Consider the following 25164-nt stretch of genomic DNA (forward strand, 5'->3'; position numbering starts at 1 on the left):
AATGAAAGACAACCGAATCAAAATAATTGGAGGCATGGCTCTCATTTTGTTAATGAGCACGTGTCTTTTTTTGTGGTTTCAAAATATCAGTTTGAAATCCAAAGTTGAAGAGTATCAGGCCAATATTCAAACATTGCAGCAAAGTGAGAACAACTTAAAACAAGATGTTGAGGCTCTTACTAATGAATATGACAAGCTCTATAAAGAAAAAAATGGAACGGCACAAGAGGAATTAATTATGGCGGTTAAAGTCCTGTTTGCTTCCATTTTTGATTACGATACATCCAAAGCAGATGGAAATATTATTGTACGTAAAGACAAGGCAAAAGAGGCTGCAACGGATAAAGTTATTGAGTATTTGTTTCCAGAAGAATCTTCGAAGACACCTACTACAGTAGACTCAGTATCTCGGCAAACGAAGGATCCAGAGGTCTATCTGATGTCTTCAGACAGTCGGCAACTGCAAGCGCTCGTCGTTGTTAATTACGAGGTTTCTATTGCTGGAAGTGAAAGCATAGCAGGTAACTATATGTACAAAATTACGTATAACAATGAAATACAAAAAATCAATTCTATTGAGAATGTTGGCGAATTCCAGTAAGCAAAGTTGGAAAGGAAATCGATTATGAAAACAAAATTTCTTCTCTCACTTTCATTACTTTTTATGGTGCTAGGAGCTTTGTTTTATATCAATATGAAGGCGACTGAAACACGTAAACAAGTTGTTGAAATATCAGAAAATGAATCAAGAGTGATTGTGTTTTATCGAGATGACTGTGCTGATTGCCGACAAATTTTTCCGTATCTGTATGCTAGAAAATTGATTTATGATGATCTAATTTTAGTGAATATGAATCACGAAAAAAATCAAAAGTATATCGATCAATACTCACTAAAATCGGTTCCTACATTTGTCACTGGAAACAAATCATATAGTGGAACGAAGTTAGAGAAAATCCACAATTTCATTCAACTGGCAACAAGAAAAAAGGAGGAACTATGGAACAAAAAAAAAGCCGATTAGATCTCTTGCGTGATCGAGTAGAGGACTTTTCTATTGTTGCAAGAAGGTACCAATCCTTGATTTATTTTGTGTGGTTTATCATCGTTGTACTCAGTTATAGTCTAATGATCGGTCTCAATATTTTTCTTTCAGATGATGTTGGAATCGTATCTACAAAGTTAAACTCAGAATTAGAATTCGGCAACACAACTTATGTTTTAGTTGATCGTCAGGTAAATAAAGCGCAACGAAGTGCTACGTTCTTACTAGGAAGTAAAGAACTGGATTCTGTTTATGACGATCGTACCTGGCATGTGTCTGTCGAGTATCAAAATGGTTCTGATGATAGCAAAATTCAAACAGAAATATACTCAGGTGAAGATGGTTTTACTTATGTTCAGGTGGAAGGTTTGGCTTCTGAGTGGTCAGGAATTCGTATTAGTCTTTCGATGCAATCTGATGCTCAAGTAGATGAACAACAAGATTATATCGTTGTTGGTGAGGAGGCAGTTCAATCCAATCAAATTACTTTTCAATCTAAAAAAGATGTTCAACTTTTGTCTATTGACTATGCGATTGAGCAAAGAGAAAAGCAAATTGATAAGGACGAAAAATTGATCGCAGATAATGAGAAGCTGATTGAAAAAAATAAAGTAAAAATACAATCGCTTGAAGCAGATATGGTGTATCAGACCGAAACACAACAGGCCGAAACACAGACTGCAATCAACCAATTGGAAGAACAAAATCGTCAATTTGATGCGACGAATTTTTCGATAGGAAAGCAAAATGAAGAACTGCAAAAGCAGATTCAAAAGCTTGAAGAAAAAGCAAAATCAATCGAAAATGATGAGATTTTTAGGTAACGCAAAAGTAACGTTTTATAACGCAAAAGTAACGTTAGGGTAACGTTAAACGTGCGTTAAGGTAACGCAAAAGTAGCGTTATTTGCCCTTTTCGTGTACCCATTGAAATCCCCCCGCACTGCGGGGTCCAGACGAAGTCTGGGTACAGATTTCCCTTATGCTCTTTTCTAAATTCCCTCTCTTCGACGCTTCGCGTCTGTCGAGAGGCGATTTAGAAAACACCCTCACTCACATTCGAAAGGAGGTCGAACGAATGGGAAAACCGATTTCCGACTTTGACGAGATCAAAATTCGCGGCATTGATGTGGATAAGAAAGCACGTTTGATCCAAATGGCCACCGCTCAGAACAAGTCACTAAATCAGTTTTTGCTCGACTATGTGACGCGTCTTGCTGAACGCCAGGAAGTGATGGAAATGGAAACAAAATACTCCGAGGTCATTGGAATGATGGCAACAGTAATTGAAAAAAATACGCAAATACTGAATGAAGTGAGTCTGTTTATTCAGGTAATGACAGGAGGCGAATCGGATGATCAATAATAAAAATATGGCTCGACTAAACACATATATCACGCATGAGGCAAAAGACAAACTAGACCAACGAATGAAAGAGCTAGGATGCAGAAGTTACGGTGCAGTAATTGAAAAAATTTTACATCAGCTAGAAACTGCGGACGCCAATAAATTGCTCGGAGAGATCCTTTCGGAAGAGATAGCCACTCGAGTTATAAAAGAGTTGAAAGAACCAATTGATATCCTCCGGCGACGTACAGGCTACTCAGATCGACAAACAAAAGTACTCACTGAAGTATTGAATCACATGGTCAATGCTTTGCAGATCGATCGTATTGACGATCAAGTTGCGCTAACGAATAAGGCAAAAACAAATGTACTCAGTGCTGCCGAGAAACGAATCAAAGAACAGCTAGATCATTTCGCCCAGCAAGCTGCAACGAAAAGAGAACAACGGCAAGTGCCCACTTCTGGAGCTGAAAATCAATGACTTATAAAGCTGGAATCGTCACGAAGTCCAAATTTATTTCTTCTACAGACAAACGCTACAGAAAGGCTATTGATTACATTTCAAGAGACGCTGCACAACGCAAACAAGTGATTGAAAGCTTCCACGCGTTTGCGGATGATAGCATGTTGAATATCAAAAATGGGGAAGGACGTTTGACGCCGTTATTTACTCAAAATAAAACCTATCTTGATACTCAAGAGAAGGATCAGCTGAAGCGAGGTTTTGAGGAAGCCAAACAAAATGGTTCTCCAATGTGGCAGACAGTCTTTTCTTTTGATAATGAATATCTAAAAGAAATTGGTTTGTATTCTGAAGGAGAAAACGGCTTCTTGAACGAGGAAGCTTTGCGAAATGCTGCGCGGGTCGCTATGAATAAAATGATTGACGACATGAAGCTTGGCGACACTGTTGAGTGGGCTGGAGCGATCCACTTTAATACAGATAATATTCACATTCATACCATGATGGTTGTAAAGCAGCCGGAGGATGTACTCAAGAAAATGGTTTACAAAAATAAAACCGTTTATCGAGGGAAGATTCCGCCTGCTACACAACGTGGGATGAAATCTTCTTTTGCCAATACCCTCGAAAATAGAGAACCTGCTCTAATTCGAATCAGTCAATTGCTAAGAAAAGAACTTAAAGCAGGGATCTATGATAAGCAATGGGCAAATGACGCGGCACTCTTGTATCAGCTGAATCAATTGAAAAATGAATTGCCTGCCAATACACGAGTATGGCAATATAAGCGATCTGAAATGGCAAAACTTCGACCTAAAATTGATCTGATCACACAAAAAATCCTCACTGAATATCATGGACCGGCGCTAAATGAATTTGAACGCCTCCTTAAGGAACAGTCGGATTTTTACAAGCGTGTGTATGGTGAAAATGCTAAGAAAGGAAATCTAGGTAAGACATATGAAGATAACAAGAAGAAAGAATTAAGGGAGGCTGTTGGGAATGCGTTACTTAATGAATTGAGAGAAGAGGCGGCTCAATTTGAAGTAATTGAAAGAAAGGACCGCTGGATCGAGCAACGGGCTAAAGAGAGGAATCATTGGCGGATTGAACGAAAGGCTTTATCAAAAATCAAAACCTTTATCGGGGAAAGCTACCAAGATTTTCTTAATCGAGTTAGTTACGAACGGGACCAGCGGGAAAAAGAATGGAAACAAAAAATCACGCAAGAAAGAGACGTCTACTAGTCTCTTTTTTTGTTTGTCTAAAGGAGAATCACAATGGAAAAAGAAAGAAAAAGAATTCGGACGTTTACCAAAGAAGAAATCAAAAAAGCCGCACAGACGGATATTATCGATTTTATCAATAGCCATGGAAAAGGGAACTTGAGTGGTGGGGGACGCTATCCCAAATATCATATCAACGGACATGATTCACTTGTGATTGATCGCAAGCATAATTATTTTTACCATAATGGTCAAAATAAAGGAGATAATGTAATCCGCTTGCTGACAGACTACGAAGGCTACTCATTTCCGCAAGCAGTGGCGTTGTTACTTGGCGAAGATCTTGAGCAGCACACGCCGTATATTGAGACGGAAGAAGAACAAGAATTCACGTATTCATATATTAAAGATCCGTCAACAACGCAAGCAGCTAATTATTTGATTAAAGAACGTGGAATTGATCAGGAAATTGTATCATATCTCATAGAAAATGGTTATTTGATCCAGGATAAGCAATACAAAAATGCAGTATTGAATTGGAAAAAGCTTGGTCTTCCTGATGGAGAAATCGTTGGTGCTACGAGTATCGTGACTAAAAAAAATAAATCAGAATCACCAGGTAAATATATTGCAAAAAATTCAGAAAGACACTATGGGTTTAATATTACGTTAGGACAGCCAAAAGCTGTCTATTTTTTTGAAGCAGGAATTGATTTATTGAGCTATTGGTCGCTACACAAGGATTTATCTGACTGCCGCTTGGTTTGTCTAGAAGGACGGAAGGACAAAACAATCACGAAAATGATTCAAGAAGCCTATCAGCATTTTGACTTGTTACCAAGTGAAGGAATCTATTATGGTGTTGATAATGATCCAGCAGGCCACTCTTTTTTTAGTAAGTGTGATAAGAACATAAACTTCCGGAAAGAAGTGAGTAAGGAAGAAATCACACCTAACCAGCCATTGATTCCATATGATAATCAGATCCAAAAAGACATATATGAGCTGACACTACAAGTTGCTAACGATCATGGGGTAGACCCCAATTTATTATTGACGATCCAAAAAATCGAAAATAATTTAACGACAACTAACAAGGTCTCAAATGCCTGGAATGTATACGGATTTTTTGCTCGTTCACCAAAAGATCATGCTAAAGCAGAAGAAATTCAGTTGAGTGAAGCACTAGTTGGCGCTTGCCAAGCGATCACTGAGAAACAAATCACGATCGACACAATTCCAGTATTGTATCAGCAAAATGAACTTACCCCTTTAGATGAAAAATTATTTAGAGATCGTGCAAACGAACTTTATGCAATGTATAGTGAAAATAGAATGGAGATTGTTTACGGTGTCAGCAAAGATTGGAATGATTATCTGAAGGAACAGCGATCAGAAGGACTTGTTACAGAGAAGCAACCATTGAATATCAGGGACCAGTCTAGTGATCGGATACGGACGATCGTTCCCAAAAAATTCACCTATTACCTACAGGATGCACCAAATACAAATAAAGTAAAAGCAGCTTTGGTCGAAAAATATCAAGCAGATCCGGTAATTGTGAGTGCACTACTGAAAAAGCGTCTGATTCGGCAGGATGATAACCAGCGAATCGTTTATCTTTGGAAGGATGGAAATGGGGTATCTGGCGGTCAAGTGACGGGTACGATCGAAGACAAGTCGCATGGCCGCGGAAAAATTGAACAAAAAATTTTAGATGCTTCTCGTCCTGGATATGGCTTCAATGTGACACTTGGTACACCTAAGGAAATTTATTTTTTCCAAAGTCCTGAAGATCTCTTAAGCTATTGGACGCTGCACAAAAATACGATTGATCAATCACTACTATTTGCGCTATCCGATGACTCTCCGACGTCTATGATCAGTCTTTTGAATGAGAAGCTGGAGCAAGGCATTTCTTTCTTGCGGGTAAATATTTGTATCAATCGTGATAAATCAGGATTGGCATTAATTGATGAAATTACAAAGCTAGAGGCGTTTAATAGACAAGATAGGACATTGAAAACAGATCAGGGGAAGACGATTCCTATCCGCTCTGTGCGGCCGATAATGGGCATTAATTGGCAAGATGAGGTCCGACTGAAGAAAGAGCGAATGAGAGAACTCAGCCATTTTAGAGAAGGTCCTGTCATGGAACAACAGGAGCAGCAGCAATTGAGTATGAGTCGGTGAGAATGAACACAAATGTGTTTACACACATTTGTGTTCATGGTATGATTTGATTAAGAAAAGAAGGAGGCGTTTAGTGATGGCAACCATTACCGTTCGTGTATCTGACGATGAAAAGAAATTTCTTGATCATATGGCAGCTTTTGAAGGAAAAAGCTTATCTGATTTACTTAAAACAAAAACACTAGAATCTATAGAAGATGCTTATGATGCTTCGATTGGTGATTTAGCGTATGAAGAGTACTTAAAAGACAAAAAATCTAATCCATTTTCAAAGTTAATGGAAGAATATGGATTAACTGAATGAATAGGAAGTACTCTTTAGAAACGACGTCTCGATTTGATAAGCAGCTAAAGAAACTAGATCGATTTGAAGCAATAACCATTTTGAAATGGTTATCAAAGAATATCGATGGTACAAGTGATCCGAGGAAAACTGGCAAAGCATTAGTAGGAAATCATTCGGGAAAATGGCGTTATAGGATTGGCAATTATCGAGTGATTGTCATGATTGACGATAATGAGTTGATCATATTAGCACTTGAAGTGGGACACCGAAGAGGGATCTATACGAAATAAAAAGCTGTAATCATTTTGATCAGTCGAGTATAATAAATTTTCTTTATCCTCTTATCGAAGCAAGGACTGAGACACTAATTATCCTCGGTTTGCTGATGATTTGCCCTTCTAGCGTATCTCAAACGATTGTGGTATACTTAAAACGAAAAGAGGAGTTGCTTCAACAACTCCTCTTAGGGATAGCACCGTTTAAGTCGGTAGCATAGTTGAATCAGTTACAAAGAATAACCGTTAAACTGGCCAAAGTTTATGATACGGTTATTTTTTGTCGTTTTTGTTGTTGCTGATTGCAAGTACTAAGGTTGCGAAAGCTAACGCAAACATTAGTGCTTCATAAACAGACAAGCTTATTCCTTTCTAGGGATAAAGCCGAAAAACAACATAGGCGTCACCCCATTTCTTTTGGGATTAGCCACCGCATAAACTTTACTATCAGCTAGTATTGTAACATACAAATAAGACCAAATCCTTTGAAAGTAAGGATTTGGTCTTCTATTTTTTTTGCTTAAGTGAGACACTTTTGATCAACCATTCATTGAGAACTTTCCTTTTTCCTTTAAATACTTCTCGAACTCTATCACTTCGTTTCGCTTTTTCTTTAGAATAGAGTCTTGCATAGATTTTGGAAAAAAACCTTCCCGTTCATAAATTAAATTTTCCAGTACATAAATTTTTTTAATCAATACCTGGTATTTATCGTTATCATTGGCCCGAAAAGCTTTATCTTTTGCTTTGCGGGCGATTTTCAAAAGGTAATAAAGACTTACTGTCTTTTCCTGAAGAAAGTCGATCGTGGTTTTTCCAAGGACTTCATTTTCGTCTTCCAGCATGGGGATTTCTTCCGGAATTTGCGATTGACGAAGGTGGTTTTGACAGACGTCAGAAAGAGAAAAACCAATCTGACAAAAATCACAAGATAGGTGTTCGGTTAGAGGGGTCCCGCAGTATTTGCATGTGTAGTTTGTAGTCATAATTTTTCTCCTTTGTAATCGATGTCTGCTTTCAGTACACTCGTTTTTTTTAGTATAACTTAGTGTTCGTATAGATTAAAGATGTTTTTAGAGAAGAAATGAAAGGGCGTATACCAGGTTGAATAAACTTCATTAGAAAGTGAATCTTTCACCTGGCAGATGGCGCTAATACCCAATATTGACAGCTGCACGTATGTCATTAACAAACAGTTCTCGTCTAGATCTTCGCAATGAACGACAAGTTGTGTTTGGTAATTAAAGCCTTTTCCTTTCATAGCTGAAGCTAACCCGATGATCATGCTTCCGGAACCACAACAGGGTTCATAGTAATTCATTCGGCCGTTTTCTGAGATTTCGGATTGTCCGGAGACAAAGGTTAGTTCAGCCATAAGTCTAGCGACATGATTCGGTGTAAAGCATTGGCCCATTGATTTGTTAGCTAAGTTTAGCTCCATGTAGATCTCACCCAACCAGTCAATAGAGTCCTCTTCAAGTGCGCTTGTAGGCAGTGCAAAACACTCGCAAAAAGTAATAGCTTGGTCCCTGGAGTATTTTTTGATGATGCTGAGATACAACGCTTCACGCTCTTCGAATTGAAGGTGATCCATTGTATTCGAGTAAGCATAGGCCATAAGATGGATCCAATCGTTAAATACCCCACCTAGTGAATACTTGCCTGTGGTCGATTGCAGCTTATTGATGATTTCATTCTTTTTGTTCATAAATTGACCTCCTTCAGAAAGGTTTTTGCCTTTCATTGATTTGATGTATTTTTCTTTGATACAGAAGATGGATCATACCTGGAATGAGCGACAAGGGCTTACAGATGGACCAGCTTCAGCTGGATCCAACTGTTGTGTATTTACCCTTGTCGGTTGAATGGAAGGTATGATATAAGGCGGTGGAACCGCCGTTCTTCTCAAAGAAAAATTGAATCGATGAAAGGTGGAGACCTGGAAGGTCGGTGCGCGACGCAGGAGCGCTAAAGCGAAGGCGATAGCCTGAGAGGCCGTTGGAAACGGCCGGAAAGTGTGCGCAGCACACGCCAGGGGGACCCGACGATCGTCGATCGGTGGGGGAAAAGCGGGCGTCGCCCGCGTTCCTCTTAAATAAATGGGAGCTGTGGGAACAGTTTCCTGGATTTGTCCATATAGCAAAGCGTCAAAGGAAGAGAGCGTAGTCAAGGACGGTACGAAGCGAATGGCTGTATATGGACAAATTCATAGCAAGTTGTGTGCAACTTGTATCAAAAAATGGTTTTAGTTTAACACGATAAAGGGGGATGAGTGTTTGAGTGTTCATAAATATGATTTAATGAGTGCTGAACTAATGACAGCTCCAGAGGCTTCAAGAAAATGGGGTTATGAGGAAAGCTATGTTCGCCAAATGATTAAGAAGTATCCGGAAAGAATTCCTGCAGGCGAGGTACGCAAGTTCGGAAAAACCCTGGTGATAACGTCAGAAGGTATGGAAAAATTGACTGGACGATCTCTAAAGGAATATTGGTACTTTTACATTGAAAAGCAACAAATGATCTTCAAGGAAGTGAAATATGAATCTTATGAAGACGCCTTAGAAAGACTCGTGAATGAAATGAAGGGTCAAGGAAGCTTAACGGATGTCCCTGAAGCAATGGATGATCATAGTGAGCGTATAGGAATTAAATTGGAAAATGGATCCATATTATTTATTACAAAGAAACGACAGGAGATGAACTAAGGAATGGCTGAAGAGAGAAAATGTTACGGTGGTCAATGGAAAATACCAATAACGCCATACAATCGGCGCTTATACTGGCCGCCTAAGTGGGTTGAATGTGATTGCGGTGAACTCGCACAGCAAGTTTATGAAAGAAAGTTTGAGTTTATGTACCCGACTGAATACTATCAATGTAAAACTTGCCAACGCAGCTATAAACTGATCACTGGCACCAATCGATTTGTTTTAGTAGATGCTGATGAAAAGAAATTGTGAGGTGAATTTTCTTGGCTTCAAAGAGTGAGCTAAAAAGAATTTACTTCTACAATGACTGTGCGCTTATCGTTGATAAATCAGCAAAAGAGTATTGTTGTGTATCGGATCGATTGGGAATTTTGAAAGTAAAAGACATGATTGGTTTCTTCATATGCCACGAGGATCTTACTGAAAAAGAATCTCAATTGAAGAGTCAAGATTATAAAAAAGTCGATTCGATGATCGATCGGTATCCTAAATTATGAATGATAGGAGTATGATCTATGACAGATTATGAAACATTAGGAAGGCTTCTGAATGATAAATTTAGTGAGATTAATTTATCAAAGACCCGACTATTGTAAGATAATGTCTGCATTGGTTGATATAACTGAAGAATGGATTGAAAATGACTATTTATCCTGTAATTTAGAAATAATTGCAAGGATTACAAATAGAGTAGGCTGAATGCGGAGATCATTGTGGAAGATTTTTTAAAGACTTAGAGTTACAATAATGTAAGAAGATTATTTGCACAACCATGATACAATAACAGTGTATTAAAACACTATTGTTATATCAGGAGTGATGAATCAATGGAAATAAATCTAAGTAAATACTTATTAACAATTGTTGCTGTAGGGTCTTTTTTAGTAGTTTCTACTTCTGTGGCAGTAGCTGCAGAAAGTCAAAATGTTGTTGAAGAAGAAAGTTTATTCGCTACAGATGCTGGAATTCCAGATGATTTTGAGAATATGGAAAATATTGATCAAGTAATCTCAGAAATTGATTCCTTTTATATGCGAAACGAGAATCCATTTTTACGGGCAGCTGCGGGAACGAAGTGGGCTGAAGGACAAAAAGTATGGGATGGCGAAGTAGGTTATTGGGTTACTAGTTATTTTTGGGTTAAAGGAAGCGATATGTCCCCTTATTTTGTTGTTGGTCAAGCTCAGAGAAAAGCTGTGATTGCCAAATACGGAAGTGTTAACAACAAAACTTCCTACAAAATGAAAACGAAGCAGCATATTACACTAAAAGGTAAATGGAGCTACAAGACTGTTTCAGCTAGTGCCGTTTGTTACGGTCGATAAAGAAAGTAGGGAAAATCATGAAAGATATCATAGTAATTTTAGTTGCGCTTATTTCGATTGGTTTTGCAGCATGGGGAACAGTTGTTGAAGGTAATTGGATGAAAGATCAAATAAAAAAGAATAAAGACAATAAGCGTTAAAGGCTGTCTTTCTTAAAAAAAGACACATTAATCTGTGTCTTTTATTTTCTCTATTTCTTTTGACAATTCTAGAAATAGAATTAGTTTCTATCGGAAGTATTGTTTTATTCTTGAACAATTTTCTTAAAGAAGTTAGACTGAGTTTATCCTAACATTTAGAACCTTTCGCTCTAACTCTCTGAGCTCGATCATTCATGATTGGGCTTTTTTTTATGCTATAATCAACTTCAATAAATTTGGGAAGAATTTTTAGGAGAGACGATGATATGATTAGAGTTTATTATCTTTCTAATACTAATTCGGGTCGTACGGCAATGAAGTGGTTAGAGAATCACAATCTGCAATATGTCGATCGAAAGATTACTAAAAAAAACCGCTTGATGTACACGAAATTAAAAAAATTTTGGCTCTTGCTGAAAATGGATTTGATGACTTGATCAATTCTAGGACAAAAAAATTCCAGGCTCTAGAAATTGATGAAAATGAGTGTTCTACAGAATATTTAATCGAAATACTTATCAAGAATCCTTCGATGATTAAGTTGCCTATTATAATCGATGAAAAAAAGATAGTGTTTGGATTTAACGAGAGAGAAATAAGTTGTTTTCTATCGAAGGAATATAGACGTACGCAATTATTGGATAGTGGTGGTTATTATCTAGAAGAATAATTGTAAGAAAAACTTTTTTATAGTGTTCAGAAAATGACTAATTACTGAACACTCTTTTTAGATACTATAATTGATATGTATTATTCTATTTTTGTATCCACAAACTCATAAATTATTCACTGTTCAATTAAAAATTAAGTTTATGATGATAATTACATATCTTGAATGGTGTCAGAAACTTAAAAGTTTCTGACCTCATATTTATAACCGCATGCTCAAAACCACATTTGAAAATCGGAATTTACAGAAATACTGTGGGGAAATAGTTAGAGAATCATAACTTGCCATTTAGTGAGAGAAGAATAAACAACAAGATAAAAGTGATAAAACGAGTAGCCTACGGCTATCGAAATTCCCACAACTTTCGAGCAAGAATTTATCTCATTCAAGGCTTGATCTTCCAAGTAAAATAAAAACCAGTTAAGCACTCTGCCTAACTGATTATGACTAAATTTTCAGTTGTATCTTTCTCTACCAACACTAAATGTCGAAGAACCATTTTTATTTTATAAGGAAACTTAAAAGTCCAAAAGAATCATATACGAAATGACAAATCCAGCTAATCCATACACTATTAGATTTCTTCCAAATATAATTTAGAGCAAGTCTTGCAGGCATCAAAGTCATTACTAATTGTAGTGGATGAAAACCATATGAAGTGATGTGCCACATAGAAAATAGGAAGCTACAAATAATTGTAGACCAGAAAAAAGATATTCCTCTTTTTTGAAGAGATAAAAGAATATTTGTACTTACCAATTCTTCCCCCAAAAGCATAAAGGGTATTTGTAAAAAATACATTGTCCATGAGATGGTTCCATAAATAGAATTAGATGTGGTTTGACCGAAAAAATGAACATACATCCAAGAAAAGAAGAAGCCAGAAATCAGAACTAATGGTATTCCCCAAAGTAAAACTTTGATACTGAAATGTTTAAACTGAGATAAAAACTCAGTCTTCAATAAGAAATACCCCGCTAAAGCTGATAACAAGAAATTCCAAACAGTTCCGAATACAGATAAAACGTTAGTGTTTAAACCAGTATAAGAAAGAAACAAGTAAGAGATAGCAATAATTATGGTTAAAAAAAATAGAATAACAGATGAATTTTTCTTCAATATCAGCACTCCTTTTTATTTGATAAAACCAAGATAAGTATAGAGATAAAAATAAAAAACAATAAAAATATTAATTTTTTTGGTTATATATAAGCAAGTTACTCAGCAATCCGATGGAATAAACAAGCCAGCCCTAATTAGGCTGGCCAGTATGAATATTAGCCAAAGAAAAAAGCTACAATGATAGCAGTGAAATCAAAAATTAAATGAACTGCATAACTAGTTATTAAAGAATTACTTTTAATAGCAGCTTGATTAAAGAGAATTCTCGCTGTTCCTTGTAACAAAAGGATATGCCCCAAAGTATGAATGATATTGCCATTATCATAAGTGGAATAATGTATTAATGCAAATAGTATTGCTGAAAGTAAGCTAGCAAGTGGAAGACGGAATTTATTAGAAAAGATGGACAAAAAGAAAATAGAAAAGAGTTCTTCCCCCATAATCATTATAGGCAGAACAATAAATAGTAAGGGTTGAAAAGCTTCTGTAGCAGAATTTCCTTCTAGGTTCCATTGCAATACTTTTTGTAGAATAAAAGATATAACAAAACTCAAAACAATATTTAAAAAGAAGTACAGAAGGAAGTTTTTAATTGGTGCAGTGGGTTTAGAAAAAAGGGACTTTATACTACCCGGCCCATAAACATAGCGAAAAGCAATAAAACCTGTGACTGTCAGTGCAAGAATACTGACTATTGATGGTCCCCATAATAGTCCGACTATTCCAAGTATTACGATGAAGGTCCCAATGAAAATTTTTTTTGTCTCTAAATCTCTGTGTAATAATCTGTTCATATGATTCAGCTCCTAATGTGGTATAAAATAGAATTCGTTTTTTGTAAAAATATTAAGTGAGGAAAATTAATCGGATCAGTTTAAGACAATTTAATATGAAATAACTGTTGTAAGTATAAACTATTATCATTTCAAAATATAATTTAAAGCTTGGTCGGCATAAATCATATCAAACGAACACGTTCAATCTTACTTTTAACCAGCTTCTATATAATAGAGTATAAAACTGCAATGCATGTAGGCATTAACAACTCTTGGTTGTATTGACTAGCCTTTTCCAAAGGATTGATTCTCTTATTCTTATATTTATACAAGTGTATCTTACGTCATTTCAGTTAACAAAAGAAATAAAGTCGTATATTTAAGACTTTTTTTCTATATTCATTAAATCAAACTATAATGAAGTGGAATTTTAAATTCTAATAAAAGCTGTGAGGAGCAAATAAATGAAATGGATAGTTATGATCATTACTTTAATATTACTTAGTTTCGTGTAAATACGAGTTTTTAACGATCAATTTAATGGAGGAAAACAAAATGAAAAAACTTTTTATTGGATTAACAGCAGTTGCAATTAGCAGTATAGGGGTTGTAGTACCTGTTTCGGCAGATACAATAAACGGGTATCACGTCACAGTAAAAGATGAATACCATGCAATTGATGATGATGGAACCATGTGGTCAAATGATGGTGGCACATGGTTTAATAGCCTTACCGGTGAAAAGGGCATTCTTCTTTTCAAAGAAGAACCAGAGGGAACGAAAGAAACAGAACCAAAACCAGAAGAAACAACTCCCGTAATTCCAATCCCTACACAAGAACCAGAAGGAACGAAAGAAACAGAGCCAAAACCGGAAGAAACAACTCCCGTAACTCCAATCCCTACACAAGAACCAGAGGAAACGAAAGAAACAGAGCCAAAACCGGAAGAAACAACTCCCGTAACTCCAATCCCTACACAAGAACCAGAGGGAACGAAAGAAACAGAACCAAAACCAGAAGAAACAACTCCCGTAGTTCCAATCCCTACACAAGAACCAGAGGAAACGAAAGAAACAGAGCCAAAACCGGAAGAAACAACTCCCGTAATTCCAACTCCTACACAAGAACCAGAGGAAACGAAAGAAACAGAGCCAAAACCGGAAGAAACAACTCCCGTAATTCCAACTCCTACACAAGAACTAGAAGGAACGAAAGAAACAGAACCAAAACCAGAAGAAACGAACCTCTCTATTAAGACAGCAAAAAACACATCAGAGGTTATTGGTCAAGGAGACAATAAGGAAGCAACATCTGTGACGAAAACGGCTAGTTCTGTTAAAAAAGGAGAAACTAAAGTTCTAGAAGATAAAGTAAATATCAATGCTAATAGTTTTCCTAAAACAGGAGAAAATAGCAGTATTTCAACTATTTTAAGTCTTATTGGTTTTATATTTGTATCTATAGTGGGGTTCTTTGTATTCAAAACGAAAGAGGCAAAACTGTGAAATTCAAGACGATAGAAATTTTTCACTAAATTAATTTAAAGATCATGAATTTAAATTGGATATATAATTTAAATAGCAATTAAAACTGAAAATCAACTGATTCTATTCAGAAGATGGTTTATTGAAGGTTATGTAAAAGAGGGGGTACTATTTATGTACGGTGAGACGATCAGAAAAATTCGTTTAAAGAAAGGATTTAGTCAAAAAGAAGTTTATGGAGATATCATATCTAAGTCCTATGCTATTGAATTTGAAAAAGGAAAACATCAAATAGCTTCCAATATACTTATTCAAATCTTAGATAAGCTTTCAATGGATATTGATGAATTCTTATTTATTGCAAATGATTATCAATTGAACGAAAAAAATAATTACAATCATATTTATCAAAGATTGGCAAATAAACAAGATATTTCTGGTCTAAATCTCTTGTTAGAAGATTTGAAAAAAAAAACAGGAAAATTGAACAATATTAGAATTGCAGAAGTAAGATCACGTATAAGAATTTTAACGCATTTTAAAAAGTTTGGAACTTATCATGCTGGAGTAGTTCTGGAATGTGATCGTCAGCTTATTGCTTCTTATCTGGTAGATGTTGAAAGTTGGACGCTACATGAAATCTTACTTTTTGCTAATACGATAGACTTTTTAGGGGATGAATTCATCTTTATTTTTTTCAAAAGAGTTTCCAGTCTATTAGAATATTATGTTCTGCTTGATAATGGTCGAGAAATTTATTGTACTTTATTAATAAATTTATTAGAGTACACCTTTAAGAAAGAACAATATCAGTATACAGAAGTTTTACTTGCACAATTAGATCTGTTATCAACCGATTATAGAGAATTTTTCCACAGAACAGTTTATAAATTCTTTGAAGGGCTCTTACTCATGAAACGAGGAGAAGAAGAAAAAGGAAGAAGAATTGCGGAGCGCATGCTTGAAACTATGCGTTACTTAGATCAAGAACCGTTAGCGAAGATGTTTTCTCACTTGGTGTAACCATAGTATAAAATGATTTTAAGCAACAGAAAAAAATGAAAAATGCATTAATTAAAATATACTAGTAATGGTTCATTTCCGAGTGTGTACCTAATTTTAAAATAAAGTAGATGAGGGATAAAATAATGACGGAATTAATAACAAAAGAAGAATATATGGAATATTTTCAACAATCGCTTAAAAAACAAGGAAAAGAGAGAAAAGCTTTGAGCCATTATATGGAGGAGCAGTTCGAAAAATTTAATCAATTAATTGATGGTGTTTCCAAAGATTCATTTTGGGATGTTTTTCCTAAAATATTAGGTATTGATGCTAAGCTAACTTTATTGATCGAGTTGGTATCATTCGAGAATTTTTCCAATAAGGATATCATTCGAATAGTTCAGAATGATTATAAGAATTATTTTAAGGAGTTATGTGGGTATGACCTGAAAATGAAATCCAAACCTTCTATGATTTTTAATGTGTCATAAATTCAAATTATTGTGATGTAAAAACTAAGTCTATTCAGAAAATGACTAATTGCTGGATGCTCTTTTTGTTTTCGTAAACTTGTCATCAAAAGATTATTTATTAAAAAAATAGTTTTATGAGTATTTGGACAAACCCTTAATGGTGTCAGAAACTTAAAAGTTTTTGACCCCTTTATTTTTTCTTGATATACTTGACTTTGAGAGGTGTCAGAAACTTATGTCCAGAAAGTGTGAGAGAAAATGACGATTTATGGTTATTCTAGAGTAAGTACCAGCAATCAAGATTACAAAACGCAAATTTTGAAATTAGAAGATGCTGGTGCTGAAAAAATCTTTAGTGAAAAATATACTGGTACAAAAAAAGAAGGTAGAAAAGAATTAGAAGAACTACTTTCAATAGTAGAAGAAGGTGATCTCGTCTTAGTAACAAAGATTGATCGATTAGCAAGGAGTATCGTTGACTTAAATTCGATTATTTCTACTTTAAATGAATCAGGCGTGACAGTTACTTTTTTAGACAATGCTTTGACGTTTGAACCGAATAAAAAAGATTCTATGCAAACGTTGATGATGAACATGCTTGGTAGCTTTGCGCAATTTGAACGAGATTTGATCGTGACCAGAACACAAGAGGGCAAACAATGGCATAAAGCCAATAAGAAGAACTATAAAGAAGGACGGCCAAAAAGAGTACTAAACGATCGATACAAGCACGCTTTGGATCTAATGGAAACAAACAGTATGAGAGAAGTTGAAAAGAAAACAAATATATCAATATCAACTTTGAAAAGGATTAAAAAGCAGCAGAAAGAAGAACAAATGGAAAATCTAAATTGATAAAAATAATTATAAATCTAGTAATAAGGAGTATGATATGGAATTAATGATTCCGAGCTATAAGGAACTTTTTGAAATAACTAGACGTAGATTGATTAGACTAAAAAAATAGCAATCAAAAAAAATGGAATGCTTAATGGTTGTGATCAGCTTATGTTTTTAATAGTAGGAAATATTAATTTACGCTTTAACACTATATGCTTATTAATAGAGAATAATAATTTGGATGGCATTTTTGCTTTGCAAAGAACAATATTTGAATTACAGATAGCTTTTGAAGCTTATACGAATTCAGAGGACAAAAACAAATTTGTTGAACAATATTCAAAAAAGGAAAAATTTGAGACTTCATATAAATGGAAGAGGTTAATTGATGTAAATAATAGTAGTGAAACTCCACTGTTTGCTGAAGAAGTTGGAATCATGATTGAAAATTGGCACTCTTATATAGCTCAGAACTTAAAGAAATCTACAAAAAGAAGACTCACAAGTACGTGGTATGAACTAGCAGCAAATAAATCCACTAGAGACTTAAGTTATGAATTTATGTCGGAACTAGATTACTTTACTAGCTATGATGAACCTTCAAATTGGGTTCACCCTCAGAGACTAGAACAAAATATGGATATAGATTTTAATCAAAGACTAGAGAAGCATAATACCTCTTTATTATTAACAATACTTACCAGAGATGTTGGGTGGCTTATAGATGATATTAATAGAATTCGAAAATATTTAAAAATTGAAGGGAATGTCAAGTTTAAGGAATACTTTGAAAAAATGATTCTATTTAATAATCAATTACAATCTATTCATAGTAAAATGCTAGATGAGTGACGAATGCCTTGAACTTCTATTGTGCGTTATTGAATATTCAAGCCCTCAAGCAGAACGCTTTCTAGCACCACGTCTTCGTTGATTTACGTACCATTGCATGTTAAAATATAGTTGCAAATGAATTATTGGACATGAAAACACCACGAAACCCCAGAGAGGTCGGATTCTCTGGGGTTTCATTTTGTGGGCTGATGTCGCCTTAATTGCTTTACTTCTTGCCTCGATTATTCAGCCAGTACTCGAAGATGGCTACTAATAAGCCAACAAGAAGGGGGCAAATGAAGAATTGAATCATGAAAACACCTCCCTTCAGTCGCAAGACTGTCGGATAGGCGACTATTAATTTTAACATACTAAAAATAATTGCACTAGATTTCTAGTATGCAACGACACAAATTAGTTTTGGAATATTAAATAATTCCAATGCCCTACATTTGGTCACACTATGAACGTGGATTGTAATATGATAAACTATTTTTAGATCTGCATAAATTAGACTTGCGTTGCGCGTTGTTGAAGTTTCACGCAACGCTCTTTTTTGGGGAGTGATTAAACATGGATGAACAAACTAATTTTGAGAAACGTTGGCAATTAGCTTCCAGTGAACAAAGAGCGAGATACAATAATCTGATCACCTCCTACCCCACTATTGACTGGACCTATAAGGAAAAGAAATATCTACTTTGGTTGTGCCAGCTAGATATAGATACCTTTGAAACATTTGTAGTAATCTTAGATAAAATTAAACAGAATTGATTATAAACAAGCGAATCCTTCACTCGATTCGCTTATTTTGCTATTTATTGAGTATATGAATGTTTCAGTGATTCCATAATTCGAATAAAATCAAACATAGCAATCAATAGAGCGATTTTTTTAGTATCTAATCCATAATATAGATCTTCAAAATAGTGATACGTTTCAAAATTAATTTTAATAACTATAAAAAGCGTATTGATTTTTTAATACAGTATCTTTATACTATAAACTATAGAATGGTAAGCGATTTCTTTTTTGTGAGGTGTAATATTAAGTTTACGAGGAGTGTTTTGTATGGAATTTTTATCTTGGATTTTGTTACCACGAACAATTTTTTTCTTTATGCTAGTTTTTTCTTTACTTTATTTAATACCTGATTCTTTAGTTCCAAAGGAAAAAATGAAGAAGTGTGCAATCACTGTTTCTCTCATTTATATTTTATTGGATGGTTTGTTACCACTTCTTGCATTTAATATAAGTTAGGAGGTAATTATATGAAAAGAGTTAGTTTTTTGTTGGGGTTTGCTTCAATCAGTTTGTTTGCTTTTGGTTTATGCGGTACACCTGAAGTCTCTGCTTCAGAGACAGGTACAAATTTTCTTGAGTTTAGTGTTATGAGTGATGATCCAGAGAATGGTACCGATCAACTTAGGTTAGTCGATGAAGAAGTACGTTCTCCAGATGAATTTGTACAAACTTATTTAAACGAAGATGGCTATCTTATTGAATATTCAATTGATACTTCAGAAGCCAATTTTTACGATGCTGATGGCAATGAATTAGAAGAAAAACCAGAATTTATCGATAGTCCAAAAATTTCAACAAGAGCTGTTTCTGGAGGATCATGGCAAACTGGAAGCGGATATTCAGTTTGTACTGGTATGAAAGTAACGGCCTCTATATTTAACGCTTATAAATCTTCTTTCAAAGTAAACTTTGAGTTGAATCAATCTTCTAGACAAGGAAAAATAAATAAAGTTTATGGAACAGAAATTCAAACATATGGATATTATGACTATTCATGGACTACTTACACTAAAATATTCAGAGCACAGTCTTCAGCTAATGCACGGGCCTATGCTGGCCATCAGATTAAATTGAGTAACACTGGTAAAGGTGGTGGATCTTCACAAGTTAATAATTTCTTCCAAATCAAAGGGTTAAACTACAGTCAAACTGGCAGTTAATATTGCACTATATATTTTCTGTCTAATGGCTGTACAACAAAGGAAGTGAGTTAAATTAACTCACTTCTTTTTTACATTTAATTGTTTTTTATAGGTGTTTAGAGAGTAATTCTAAGATTTCAATTCTATTATTTCTACTTTAAACGAATCAGGTGTGACAGTTGCTTTTTTAGACAATGCTTTGACGTTTGAACAGGATAAAAAAGACTCGATGTAATCATTGATGATGATCATACTTGGTAGCTTTGCGCAGTTTGACCGAGATTTAATCAATACCAGAATTCAAGAAGGAAAGCAGTGGCATAGAACAAATAAGAAAAATTATAAAGAAGGTCGGCCAAAAATAAAAAATTCAGTTGAAACATTAGAAGGGATTTTTGAAAAGATAAGTCATGTAAAATAAAACACGACAAGTGATTTGTAGTAGTTCAGCTAGGTTAACTATTGATAGAAAAACTTTGCTATAATGAATAAGGCAACTTGCCCGGAAACGGGGGTGTTTTTTCTTGATTGAACAAATTATCGCATTGATTATCGCGCCAATCTTCGTCGGATTGGTTCTAGAGTTGATTTCTCGTCTACTAGACGAGAAAGACGATAATCGAAAGTAAGTTGCTTCTAGTACACACGCTAGCCGTCGCAACTAGCGCAAAAATAAGGGCAGACCTATTCGCCGTAGGTCTGCCCTTTGTGTTTTTTCTTGAGCAAAATTATCGCATTTCGCAAGTATATTATAGCATAAATATCGGAAAATACAAACTAGTGGTCTACACAGGGCGATTCTGAGCCCTTTTCGCAGTCAAAAGCTGAAGGAGTTACTCAGAATCGTCGTCTAAAAACGGTTGGAAGAACTCATTTGTTATTGCTACGACTTCAGATGACTCTTGATATATAATCATGGAAGGCTTATTGTCAAAGTAATCTATTGTAGACCATTTTTCGAATGCTTTGATTTTTATGTGTCGAACGTCTGGCCAAAATATTTGCCGATCGCTTATTACAAAATAATCCTCATAGGCTTCTCCTAGAAAATATCCTTCAACAGGCTCTAAAAAGCGGCCAAACTCGTCTTTTGAATTGAGCTGAATAGAGACTGGCTTATGATACAGAAACGATTCTGAAAGGATCACATCGATTTCTTCTCGGTTCATTAATTCAAGAGCTGCAATTTCCTTTGTTGCCCAAGCTTCGTTTTCTTTCACACCTTTCATTAATTCGTCCATGGCAAATGCGGTACTCCACTTTAAGCCAAACGGCCGATCTCTGTATTCGTTATAATCTAAAAAGCTTTTCTTAGTTCGCTTGACCATGAGAACCGTCCTCGATTCCAGCCATGCCGCCTGCGTGACCACCGACCAAAGAGCTTCGAGCGATCGCACGTCCTCCTTTCAGGAGACTATTTGCGTGAACGATCGATTTGAATCCGTATTTTTTTCGAATAGTATCAACGACAAAGTCTATTTTTAGCTCTTTCACTTGAGTGTCTGGATCTTCAAATAGATCTAACTGCAAGGCGTTCGAGTATACAAGTTTTGAGCAATTTACCCCAACGTTCCTAATATCTTGATACTTGTAATGTCGATCAAATATCTGGAGTAGATAGCTAGCGAGTTGTTTACTGCTATTCGTAGGCGGGACTTTCATTTGTTGACTGAAACCACGATTGCCTGCGCGATCAACGTACCCAAGTGAATACCCTATCCAAAGTGACACCACTTCCGCTTTTGCGCCAGCTCGCCGTAATCTTGTTGCTACTTGGTCTGCCATTTCCTTTATGACGACTTCAATTTCTTTTCTTCTTGTGTAATCCCGATTCAGTACTTGGCTATTGCCAATCGATTTTGATTTTGGTGAGTATTTTTGCCCAAGAAACGATCGATCGATGCCCCAGGCATTTGCGTACAGCTGTGTACCTAACACACCAAACTTTCTTTTTAAATCATAGTAATTGGCATGAGCAAGGTCTCTCATGGTAAAGATATTCATGCGGTATAGTTTGATAGCTGTTTTTCGTCCGATCCCCCAAACGTCTGTCAGGTTTTTCACGGACCACAGCTTCGTTTTCACGTCTTCATAACGCCATTCTGCTTTCATATCAGGATTCTTTTTGCTCTCTAGGTCTAAAGCAAACTTGGCCAATAAAGGATTGTCACCTATTCCGATGGTTGTATAGATTCCTGTGCGTTTGTACACGTCCGTTTGGATCATTCTAGCTAATTCTCTTGCACTATCAACACCAAACAACCTTAGAGAGTCTGTGACGTCCAGAAAGCTTTCGTCGATACTATAAACAGCATGATTCTGTTCGTCTGCATACTCTTTATAGATATTATTGATCTCCATATTCTTTCGCATGTACAAAGACATTCGTGGTGGTGCGATAATCAAATCTTCCGGATACGGAAATGGTAGATCCCTAGCCCTGCTTACGTTTGAGATATTGTAGGCTTTCTTTGCAGCTGGCGTTGCAGCTAGAATCAGTCCACTTCCCCGTAAATTCGGATCATCCGACGGATAGGACATGACGACTAGTTTAGCTTGTAATGGATTAAGACCACGTTCCACGCATTCCACAGAGCCATAAAAGCTTTTGCAATCGATACAAAGTATATCTCTAGCTGGCTCTTTGTTGTAATCAAATGTTGGATTTACACCGAATTCCATAACCATGATAAAGCCCCTTTTCTACAAAAATGCTACGTTTTATATACTCATTTGAACATATGTTCGTATTTTTAGTCAAGGGAATTACTTGGCTTTTTTATTTATAGTGTTATTGAATATATATGTTTTAGTATAATGGTGGGAATATTTTTATGTAGATATATTTAAAAACGAACACTACGAAAAGTAGAAAAGTATACCGGTATACTTTTCTACTTATGAAATTGTTTTGTTTTTTTTCTTTAGTATTTTGACTAATTTCGCCTGAGATTAGTAATTCCCAGTTTGAAATGTATCGTTATTTGTTATAATATATGCATAATAATTAGTAATTTTTTAAACGGTGAAGTAAATGAATAAGTGTAATAATATCTATGATTCTAAAGAGTGCTTAAAGCAGATTAGTAATTTGACTCATGTAGGAACTGCCCATAAAATCAGCTTCATGCGAAAGTACATTGATGCTTGGTACCATGCAGTTTTAAATTATGGATATAGTGGTGTTGTTTTTATTGATTGTATGTCAAATTGTGGAGCATATAATGATAAAGGACATGCAGTTAATGGTACTTCGCAGGAAGCTATGAGATCATTTCTGAGTCAAAATAATGATAGTTATAGTTATAAGGCGAAAAGCTTCGGTATTTATGTAAATGATGTAGATCCTGAAAGAATTATTTGTCAGCAGTGTATCTGGAAAAAAACTGTTGATGAATTTGGCGAAAAACAGAATGTCAGTTTCTGTTCTACGAATCAGGATGTGTCATATTTCTTGAGGGAAGAAGCACTTTCTATTTTAAGTGATGCTGAAAGAACGAACAAACATATTTTACTATTCTATGATCCTTATCAAGCAAAAATTGATTGGGAAGGCTTAAAGCCTTTTTTGATATCTGGCGATGTGGATGTGATACTAACTCACTTTACATCAGACGTCATTCGTGGGATTAAGAATGCAACAAGCAACAAAGCTAAACAGAAATATGAAGAGACTTATGACATGCCTTTCGAAGAAATAAAAAGGCAGATAACGGATCCTAATGTAAGGTCTTTAAGTTTTTTAAGAAATAGAATAATAGATAAAGTATCTGAATTATCTAAAAAAAAATTAGTATCTTATGGTCCGATCTTTAATTCTAGGGATGTAGTTGTTTATGATATTGTTTTGATTTCTAAAGCACCTAAAACTAAAAGATTGTTGAAAAGTTTTCTTTATAATGAATATAAGAAAAATAAGCAAAATAAAAATAAGCAATTACCGGAAGAAAAACAGGTATTTCAGCTGGCCCTATTTTCATTTACAGATGATTGTGCGGATGATTACGATAGCCAACGCTCGAGTGGTGTAAGCGAGAAAGATTATTTTTACAGTCCGGAACAATTTGCTAAGATAATATATAAGCAGTTTCAGGGAAAAATAGTATCTAATACAGCATATAAAGCATTTATAGAGGGACACAGTTTTATACCTCCTAATGCAAATCAACAGATTGACCCTATTTTAAAAAATGTGTATCAAGTTCTGATAAAACATAAAAGTGCCAAAAAAAATATTAAAGAAAAATACTATGATTTCAGAGAAGTTGGTGAGCGTAATGAATAATACAAAAATAGAATGGACAGATTCAACTTGGAATCCAGTTACTGGCTGTTCTAAAGTATCGCCCGGTTGTGATCATTGTTACGCAGAAAGAATGGCTAGAAGATTGACAGCTATGAAAAATCCGAGGTATTCAAATGGATTTAATGTAACAATGCATGAAGATCTTATACTACAACCTCTGAAAAAGAAAAAACCACACATGATTTTTGTTTGTTCAATGTCAGACTTATTTCATAAAGATGTGTCAGATGAGTTCATTATGACTGTTTTTCAGACAATGAATAGAGCTAATTGGCACACTTTTCAAGTTCTTACTAAACGACCAGAACGGCTAAAAAAACTAAGTCCCAAGCTGAATTTTTCTAATAATATTTGGATTGGAACAACTGTTGAAAATGATAAGTATTTAAAACGTATAGATTTAATCCGTAACATTCCTGCGAAAATTAAATTCCTATCCTGTGAACCGTTGCTGGGATCACTGAAAAATATGAATTTGGAAAATATTCAATGGGTGGTAGTTGGAGGAGAATCTGGTCCCGGTGCTAGGCCTATGGAAATAGAATGGGTCAGAGAGATTCGTGATTTATGTAGAATTAATGATTCTAAATTTTTCTTTAAACAATGGGGAGGATGGAATAAGAAGAAAAATGGAAGAGAACTAGACGGTCAAATTTACGAGGAAATGCCTGAATTATAAGAGGTGTTAAAAATTTTAAT

The 25164-nt window shown here is 35.3% G+C and carries 33 protein-coding genes and 2 pseudogenes; 28 read left to right on the forward strand and 7 right to left on the reverse strand.

All coding sequences use genetic code 11. The features are described 5' to 3' along the window. Nucleotide 1: 1 nt before the first annotated feature. The 9 genes from IGK61_RS17885 to IGK61_RS17925 all read left to right on the forward strand — a co-directional run bounded on the left by IGK61_RS17885 (nucleotide 2) and on the right by IGK61_RS17925 (nucleotide 6850). Nucleotides 2–601: a hypothetical protein gene (locus IGK61_RS17885; protein WP_438845030.1), complete on the forward strand. Its 600-nt coding sequence runs from the start codon at nucleotides 2–4 to the stop codon at nucleotides 599–601. 24 nt (nucleotides 602–625) lie between these two features. Continuing rightward, the gene (locus IGK61_RS17890) at nucleotides 626–1024 is read left to right on the forward strand and encodes a thioredoxin family protein (protein WP_438845031.1); all 399 of its coding nucleotides are present in this window, start codon (nucleotides 626–628) and stop codon (nucleotides 1022–1024) included. Beyond that, nucleotides 1000–1869 (forward strand): hypothetical protein, encoded by an 870-nt coding sequence (locus IGK61_RS17895; protein WP_438845032.1) that lies wholly within the window; start codon nucleotides 1000–1002, stop codon nucleotides 1867–1869. Before IGK61_RS17890 ends, IGK61_RS17895 begins: the two co-directional genes overlap by 25 nt. A 253-nt stretch (nucleotides 1870–2122) precedes the next feature. Next, nucleotides 2123–2410 carry a hypothetical protein gene (locus IGK61_RS17900; RefSeq protein WP_438845033.1) on the forward strand — a complete coding sequence of 96 codons (288 nt, stop codon included), beginning with the start codon at nucleotides 2123–2125 and terminating at the stop codon, nucleotides 2408–2410. Further along, nucleotides 2400–2873 (forward strand): hypothetical protein, encoded by a 474-nt coding sequence (locus tag IGK61_RS17905; RefSeq protein ID WP_438845034.1) that lies wholly within the window; start codon nucleotides 2400–2402, stop codon nucleotides 2871–2873. Before IGK61_RS17900 ends, IGK61_RS17905 begins: the two co-directional genes overlap by 11 nt. Next, the gene (gene mobP2, locus IGK61_RS17910; protein ID WP_438845035.1) at nucleotides 2870–4102 is read left to right on the forward strand and encodes a MobP2 family relaxase; all 1233 of its coding nucleotides are present in this window, start codon (nucleotides 2870–2872) and stop codon (nucleotides 4100–4102) included. Before IGK61_RS17905 ends, mobP2 begins: the two co-directional genes overlap by 4 nt. A gap of 33 nt (nucleotides 4103–4135) precedes the next feature. Then, the gene (locus tag IGK61_RS17915; RefSeq protein ID WP_438845036.1) at nucleotides 4136–6274 is read left to right on the forward strand and encodes a DUF3991 domain-containing protein; all 2139 of its coding nucleotides are present in this window, start codon (nucleotides 4136–4138) and stop codon (nucleotides 6272–6274) included. Between the two features lie 76 nt (nucleotides 6275–6350). Continuing rightward, nucleotides 6351–6578: a type II toxin-antitoxin system RelB family antitoxin gene (gene relB, locus IGK61_RS17920; protein ID WP_438845037.1), complete on the forward strand. Its 228-nt coding sequence runs from the start codon at nucleotides 6351–6353 to the stop codon at nucleotides 6576–6578. Then, a complete protein-coding gene (locus tag IGK61_RS17925) occupies nucleotides 6575–6850 on the forward strand; it encodes a type II toxin-antitoxin system RelE family toxin (protein ID WP_438845038.1) in 276 nt (91 codons plus the stop codon). The genes relB and IGK61_RS17925 overlap by 4 nt, the downstream gene beginning before the upstream one ends. A 524-nt stretch (nucleotides 6851–7374) precedes the next feature. On the opposite strand, the gene IGK61_RS17930 is transcribed toward IGK61_RS17925, so the two are convergent. Beyond that, nucleotides 7375–7821 carry a hypothetical protein gene (locus tag IGK61_RS17930; protein ID WP_438845039.1) on the reverse strand — a complete coding sequence of 149 codons (447 nt, stop codon included), beginning with the start codon at nucleotides 7819–7821 and terminating at the stop codon, nucleotides 7375–7377. Between the two features lie 59 nt (nucleotides 7822–7880). After that, nucleotides 7881–8543 carry an N-6 DNA methylase gene (locus IGK61_RS17935; RefSeq protein ID WP_438845040.1) on the reverse strand — a complete coding sequence of 221 codons (663 nt, stop codon included), beginning with the start codon at nucleotides 8541–8543 and terminating at the stop codon, nucleotides 7881–7883. Nucleotides 8544–9111: 568 nt separating this feature from the next. On the opposite strand from IGK61_RS17935, the gene IGK61_RS17940 reads away from it, so the two are divergent. From IGK61_RS17940 to IGK61_RS17970, 7 genes and pseudogenes are all read left to right on the forward strand, one after another. Next, nucleotides 9112–9540, forward strand: coding sequence for a helix-turn-helix domain-containing protein (locus tag IGK61_RS17940; protein WP_438845041.1), 429 nt, complete (start codon nucleotides 9112–9114; stop codon nucleotides 9538–9540). A gap of 3 nt (nucleotides 9541–9543) precedes the next feature. Then, on the forward strand, nucleotides 9544–9795 hold the full coding sequence (locus tag IGK61_RS17945) for a hypothetical protein (RefSeq protein ID WP_101699621.1): 252 nt from the start codon (nucleotides 9544–9546) through the stop codon (nucleotides 9793–9795). Between the two features lie 575 nt (nucleotides 9796–10370). Further along, nucleotides 10371–10868, forward strand: coding sequence for a hypothetical protein (locus tag IGK61_RS17950; RefSeq protein WP_220426784.1), 498 nt, complete (start codon nucleotides 10371–10373; stop codon nucleotides 10866–10868). A gap of 17 nt (nucleotides 10869–10885) precedes the next feature. Beyond that, the gene (locus tag IGK61_RS17955; protein WP_438845042.1) at nucleotides 10886–11008 is read left to right on the forward strand and encodes a hypothetical protein; all 123 of its coding nucleotides are present in this window, start codon (nucleotides 10886–10888) and stop codon (nucleotides 11006–11008) included. A gap of 266 nt (nucleotides 11009–11274) precedes the next feature. Then, the gene (locus tag IGK61_RS17960; protein ID WP_438845064.1) at nucleotides 11275–11445 is read left to right on the forward strand and encodes a hypothetical protein; all 171 of its coding nucleotides are present in this window, start codon (nucleotides 11275–11277) and stop codon (nucleotides 11443–11445) included. After that, nucleotides 11442–11678, forward strand: a complete 237-nt coding sequence (locus IGK61_RS17965; protein WP_438845063.1) for an ArsC/Spx/MgsR family protein — start codon at nucleotides 11442–11444, stop codon at nucleotides 11676–11678. The genes IGK61_RS17960 and IGK61_RS17965 overlap by 4 nt, the downstream gene beginning before the upstream one ends. Before the next feature lie 302 nt (nucleotides 11679–11980). Beyond that, a pseudogene (locus IGK61_RS17970) lies at nucleotides 11981–12091 on the forward strand (transposase); the annotation flags it as partial. A gap of 88 nt (nucleotides 12092–12179) precedes the next feature. On the opposite strand, the gene IGK61_RS17975 reads toward IGK61_RS17970, so the two are convergent. Next, the gene (locus IGK61_RS17975) at nucleotides 12180–12797 is read right to left on the reverse strand and encodes a CPBP family intramembrane glutamic endopeptidase (RefSeq protein ID WP_438845043.1); all 618 of its coding nucleotides are present in this window, start codon (nucleotides 12795–12797) and stop codon (nucleotides 12180–12182) included. A gap of 158 nt (nucleotides 12798–12955) precedes the next feature. Next, entirely contained in the window at nucleotides 12956–13594 is a 639-nt protein-coding gene (locus IGK61_RS17980; RefSeq protein ID WP_438842676.1) for a CPBP family glutamic-type intramembrane protease, read from the reverse strand. Between the two features lie 537 nt (nucleotides 13595–14131). Between IGK61_RS17980 and IGK61_RS17985 the strand changes: the two genes are divergently transcribed. The 5 genes from IGK61_RS17985 (at nucleotide 14132) to IGK61_RS18005 (ending at nucleotide 18231) form a co-directional block, all read left to right on the forward strand. Further along, nucleotides 14132–15082 (forward strand): LPXTG cell wall anchor domain-containing protein, encoded by a 951-nt coding sequence (locus IGK61_RS17985; protein ID WP_438845044.1) that lies wholly within the window; start codon nucleotides 14132–14134, stop codon nucleotides 15080–15082. A gap of 153 nt (nucleotides 15083–15235) precedes the next feature. Further along, nucleotides 15236–16084: a helix-turn-helix domain-containing protein gene (locus IGK61_RS17990; RefSeq protein WP_438845045.1), complete on the forward strand. Its 849-nt coding sequence runs from the start codon at nucleotides 15236–15238 to the stop codon at nucleotides 16082–16084. 125 nt (nucleotides 16085–16209) lie between these two features. After that, nucleotides 16210–16557 carry a DUF7006 family protein gene (locus IGK61_RS17995; RefSeq protein WP_438845046.1) on the forward strand — a complete coding sequence of 116 codons (348 nt, stop codon included), beginning with the start codon at nucleotides 16210–16212 and terminating at the stop codon, nucleotides 16555–16557. Nucleotides 16558–16797: 240 nt separating this feature from the next. Further along, nucleotides 16798–17394, forward strand: coding sequence for a recombinase family protein (locus tag IGK61_RS18000; RefSeq protein ID WP_438845047.1), 597 nt, complete (start codon nucleotides 16798–16800; stop codon nucleotides 17392–17394). 153 nt (nucleotides 17395–17547) lie between these two features. Then, on the forward strand, nucleotides 17548–18231 hold the full coding sequence (locus IGK61_RS18005) for a DUF5677 domain-containing protein (RefSeq protein ID WP_438845048.1): 684 nt from the start codon (nucleotides 17548–17550) through the stop codon (nucleotides 18229–18231). A gap of 208 nt (nucleotides 18232–18439) precedes the next feature. On the opposite strand, the gene IGK61_RS18010 is transcribed toward IGK61_RS18005, so the two are convergent. After that, nucleotides 18440–18583, reverse strand: a complete 144-nt coding sequence (locus IGK61_RS18010; RefSeq protein WP_438845049.1) for a type I toxin-antitoxin system Fst family toxin — start codon at nucleotides 18581–18583, stop codon at nucleotides 18440–18442. Nucleotides 18584–18786: 203 nt separating this feature from the next. On the opposite strand from IGK61_RS18010, the gene IGK61_RS18015 reads away from it, so the two are divergent. The 5 genes and pseudogenes from IGK61_RS18015 (at nucleotide 18787) to IGK61_RS18035 (ending at nucleotide 20788) form a co-directional block, all read left to right on the forward strand. Beyond that, a complete protein-coding gene (locus tag IGK61_RS18015; protein ID WP_438845050.1) occupies nucleotides 18787–18987 on the forward strand; it encodes a hypothetical protein in 201 nt (66 codons plus the stop codon). A 297-nt stretch (nucleotides 18988–19284) separates the two neighbouring features. Next, nucleotides 19285–19473, forward strand: coding sequence for a hypothetical protein (locus IGK61_RS18020; protein ID WP_438845051.1), 189 nt, complete (start codon nucleotides 19285–19287; stop codon nucleotides 19471–19473). Between the two features lie 11 nt (nucleotides 19474–19484). Then, the gene (locus tag IGK61_RS18025; RefSeq protein ID WP_438845052.1) at nucleotides 19485–20177 is read left to right on the forward strand and encodes a hypothetical protein; all 693 of its coding nucleotides are present in this window, start codon (nucleotides 19485–19487) and stop codon (nucleotides 20175–20177) included. A 115-nt stretch (nucleotides 20178–20292) separates the two neighbouring features. Beyond that, a pseudogene (locus tag IGK61_RS18030) lies at nucleotides 20293–20547 on the forward strand (recombinase family protein); the annotation flags it as partial. 136 nt (nucleotides 20548–20683) lie between these two features. After that, on the forward strand, nucleotides 20684–20788 hold the full coding sequence (locus IGK61_RS18035; protein WP_438845053.1) for a type I toxin-antitoxin system Fst family toxin: 105 nt from the start codon (nucleotides 20684–20686) through the stop codon (nucleotides 20786–20788). A gap of 204 nt (nucleotides 20789–20992) precedes the next feature. On the opposite strand, the gene IGK61_RS18040 is transcribed toward IGK61_RS18035, so the two are convergent. Continuing rightward, complete coding sequence (locus IGK61_RS18040; protein ID WP_438845054.1) at nucleotides 20993–21487, reverse strand: hypothetical protein; 495 nt, start codon at nucleotides 21485–21487, stop codon at nucleotides 20993–20995. Continuing rightward, nucleotides 21471–22847, reverse strand: a complete 1377-nt coding sequence (locus tag IGK61_RS18045) for a Y-family DNA polymerase (RefSeq protein ID WP_438845055.1) — start codon at nucleotides 22845–22847, stop codon at nucleotides 21471–21473. Before IGK61_RS18045 ends, IGK61_RS18040 begins: the two co-directional genes overlap by 17 nt. Before the next feature lie 346 nt (nucleotides 22848–23193). Here IGK61_RS18045 and tcmP point away from each other — a divergent pair, with 346 nt between their 5' ends. Together tcmP and IGK61_RS18055 are read left to right on the forward strand one after the other, a co-directional pair. Then, a complete protein-coding gene (gene tcmP, locus IGK61_RS18050) occupies nucleotides 23194–24444 on the forward strand; it encodes a three-Cys-motif partner protein TcmP (protein ID WP_438845056.1) in 1251 nt (416 codons plus the stop codon). Continuing rightward, nucleotides 24437–25144 (forward strand): DUF5131 family protein, encoded by a 708-nt coding sequence (locus IGK61_RS18055; RefSeq protein WP_438845057.1) that lies wholly within the window; start codon nucleotides 24437–24439, stop codon nucleotides 25142–25144. Before tcmP ends, IGK61_RS18055 begins: the two co-directional genes overlap by 8 nt. Nucleotides 25145–25164 lie beyond the last annotated feature (20 nt).

This window comes from Enterococcus sp. AZ063 (assembly GCF_051715045.1).
GTDB lineage: Bacteria > Bacillota > Bacilli > Lactobacillales > Enterococcaceae > Enterococcus_D > Enterococcus_D casseliflavus.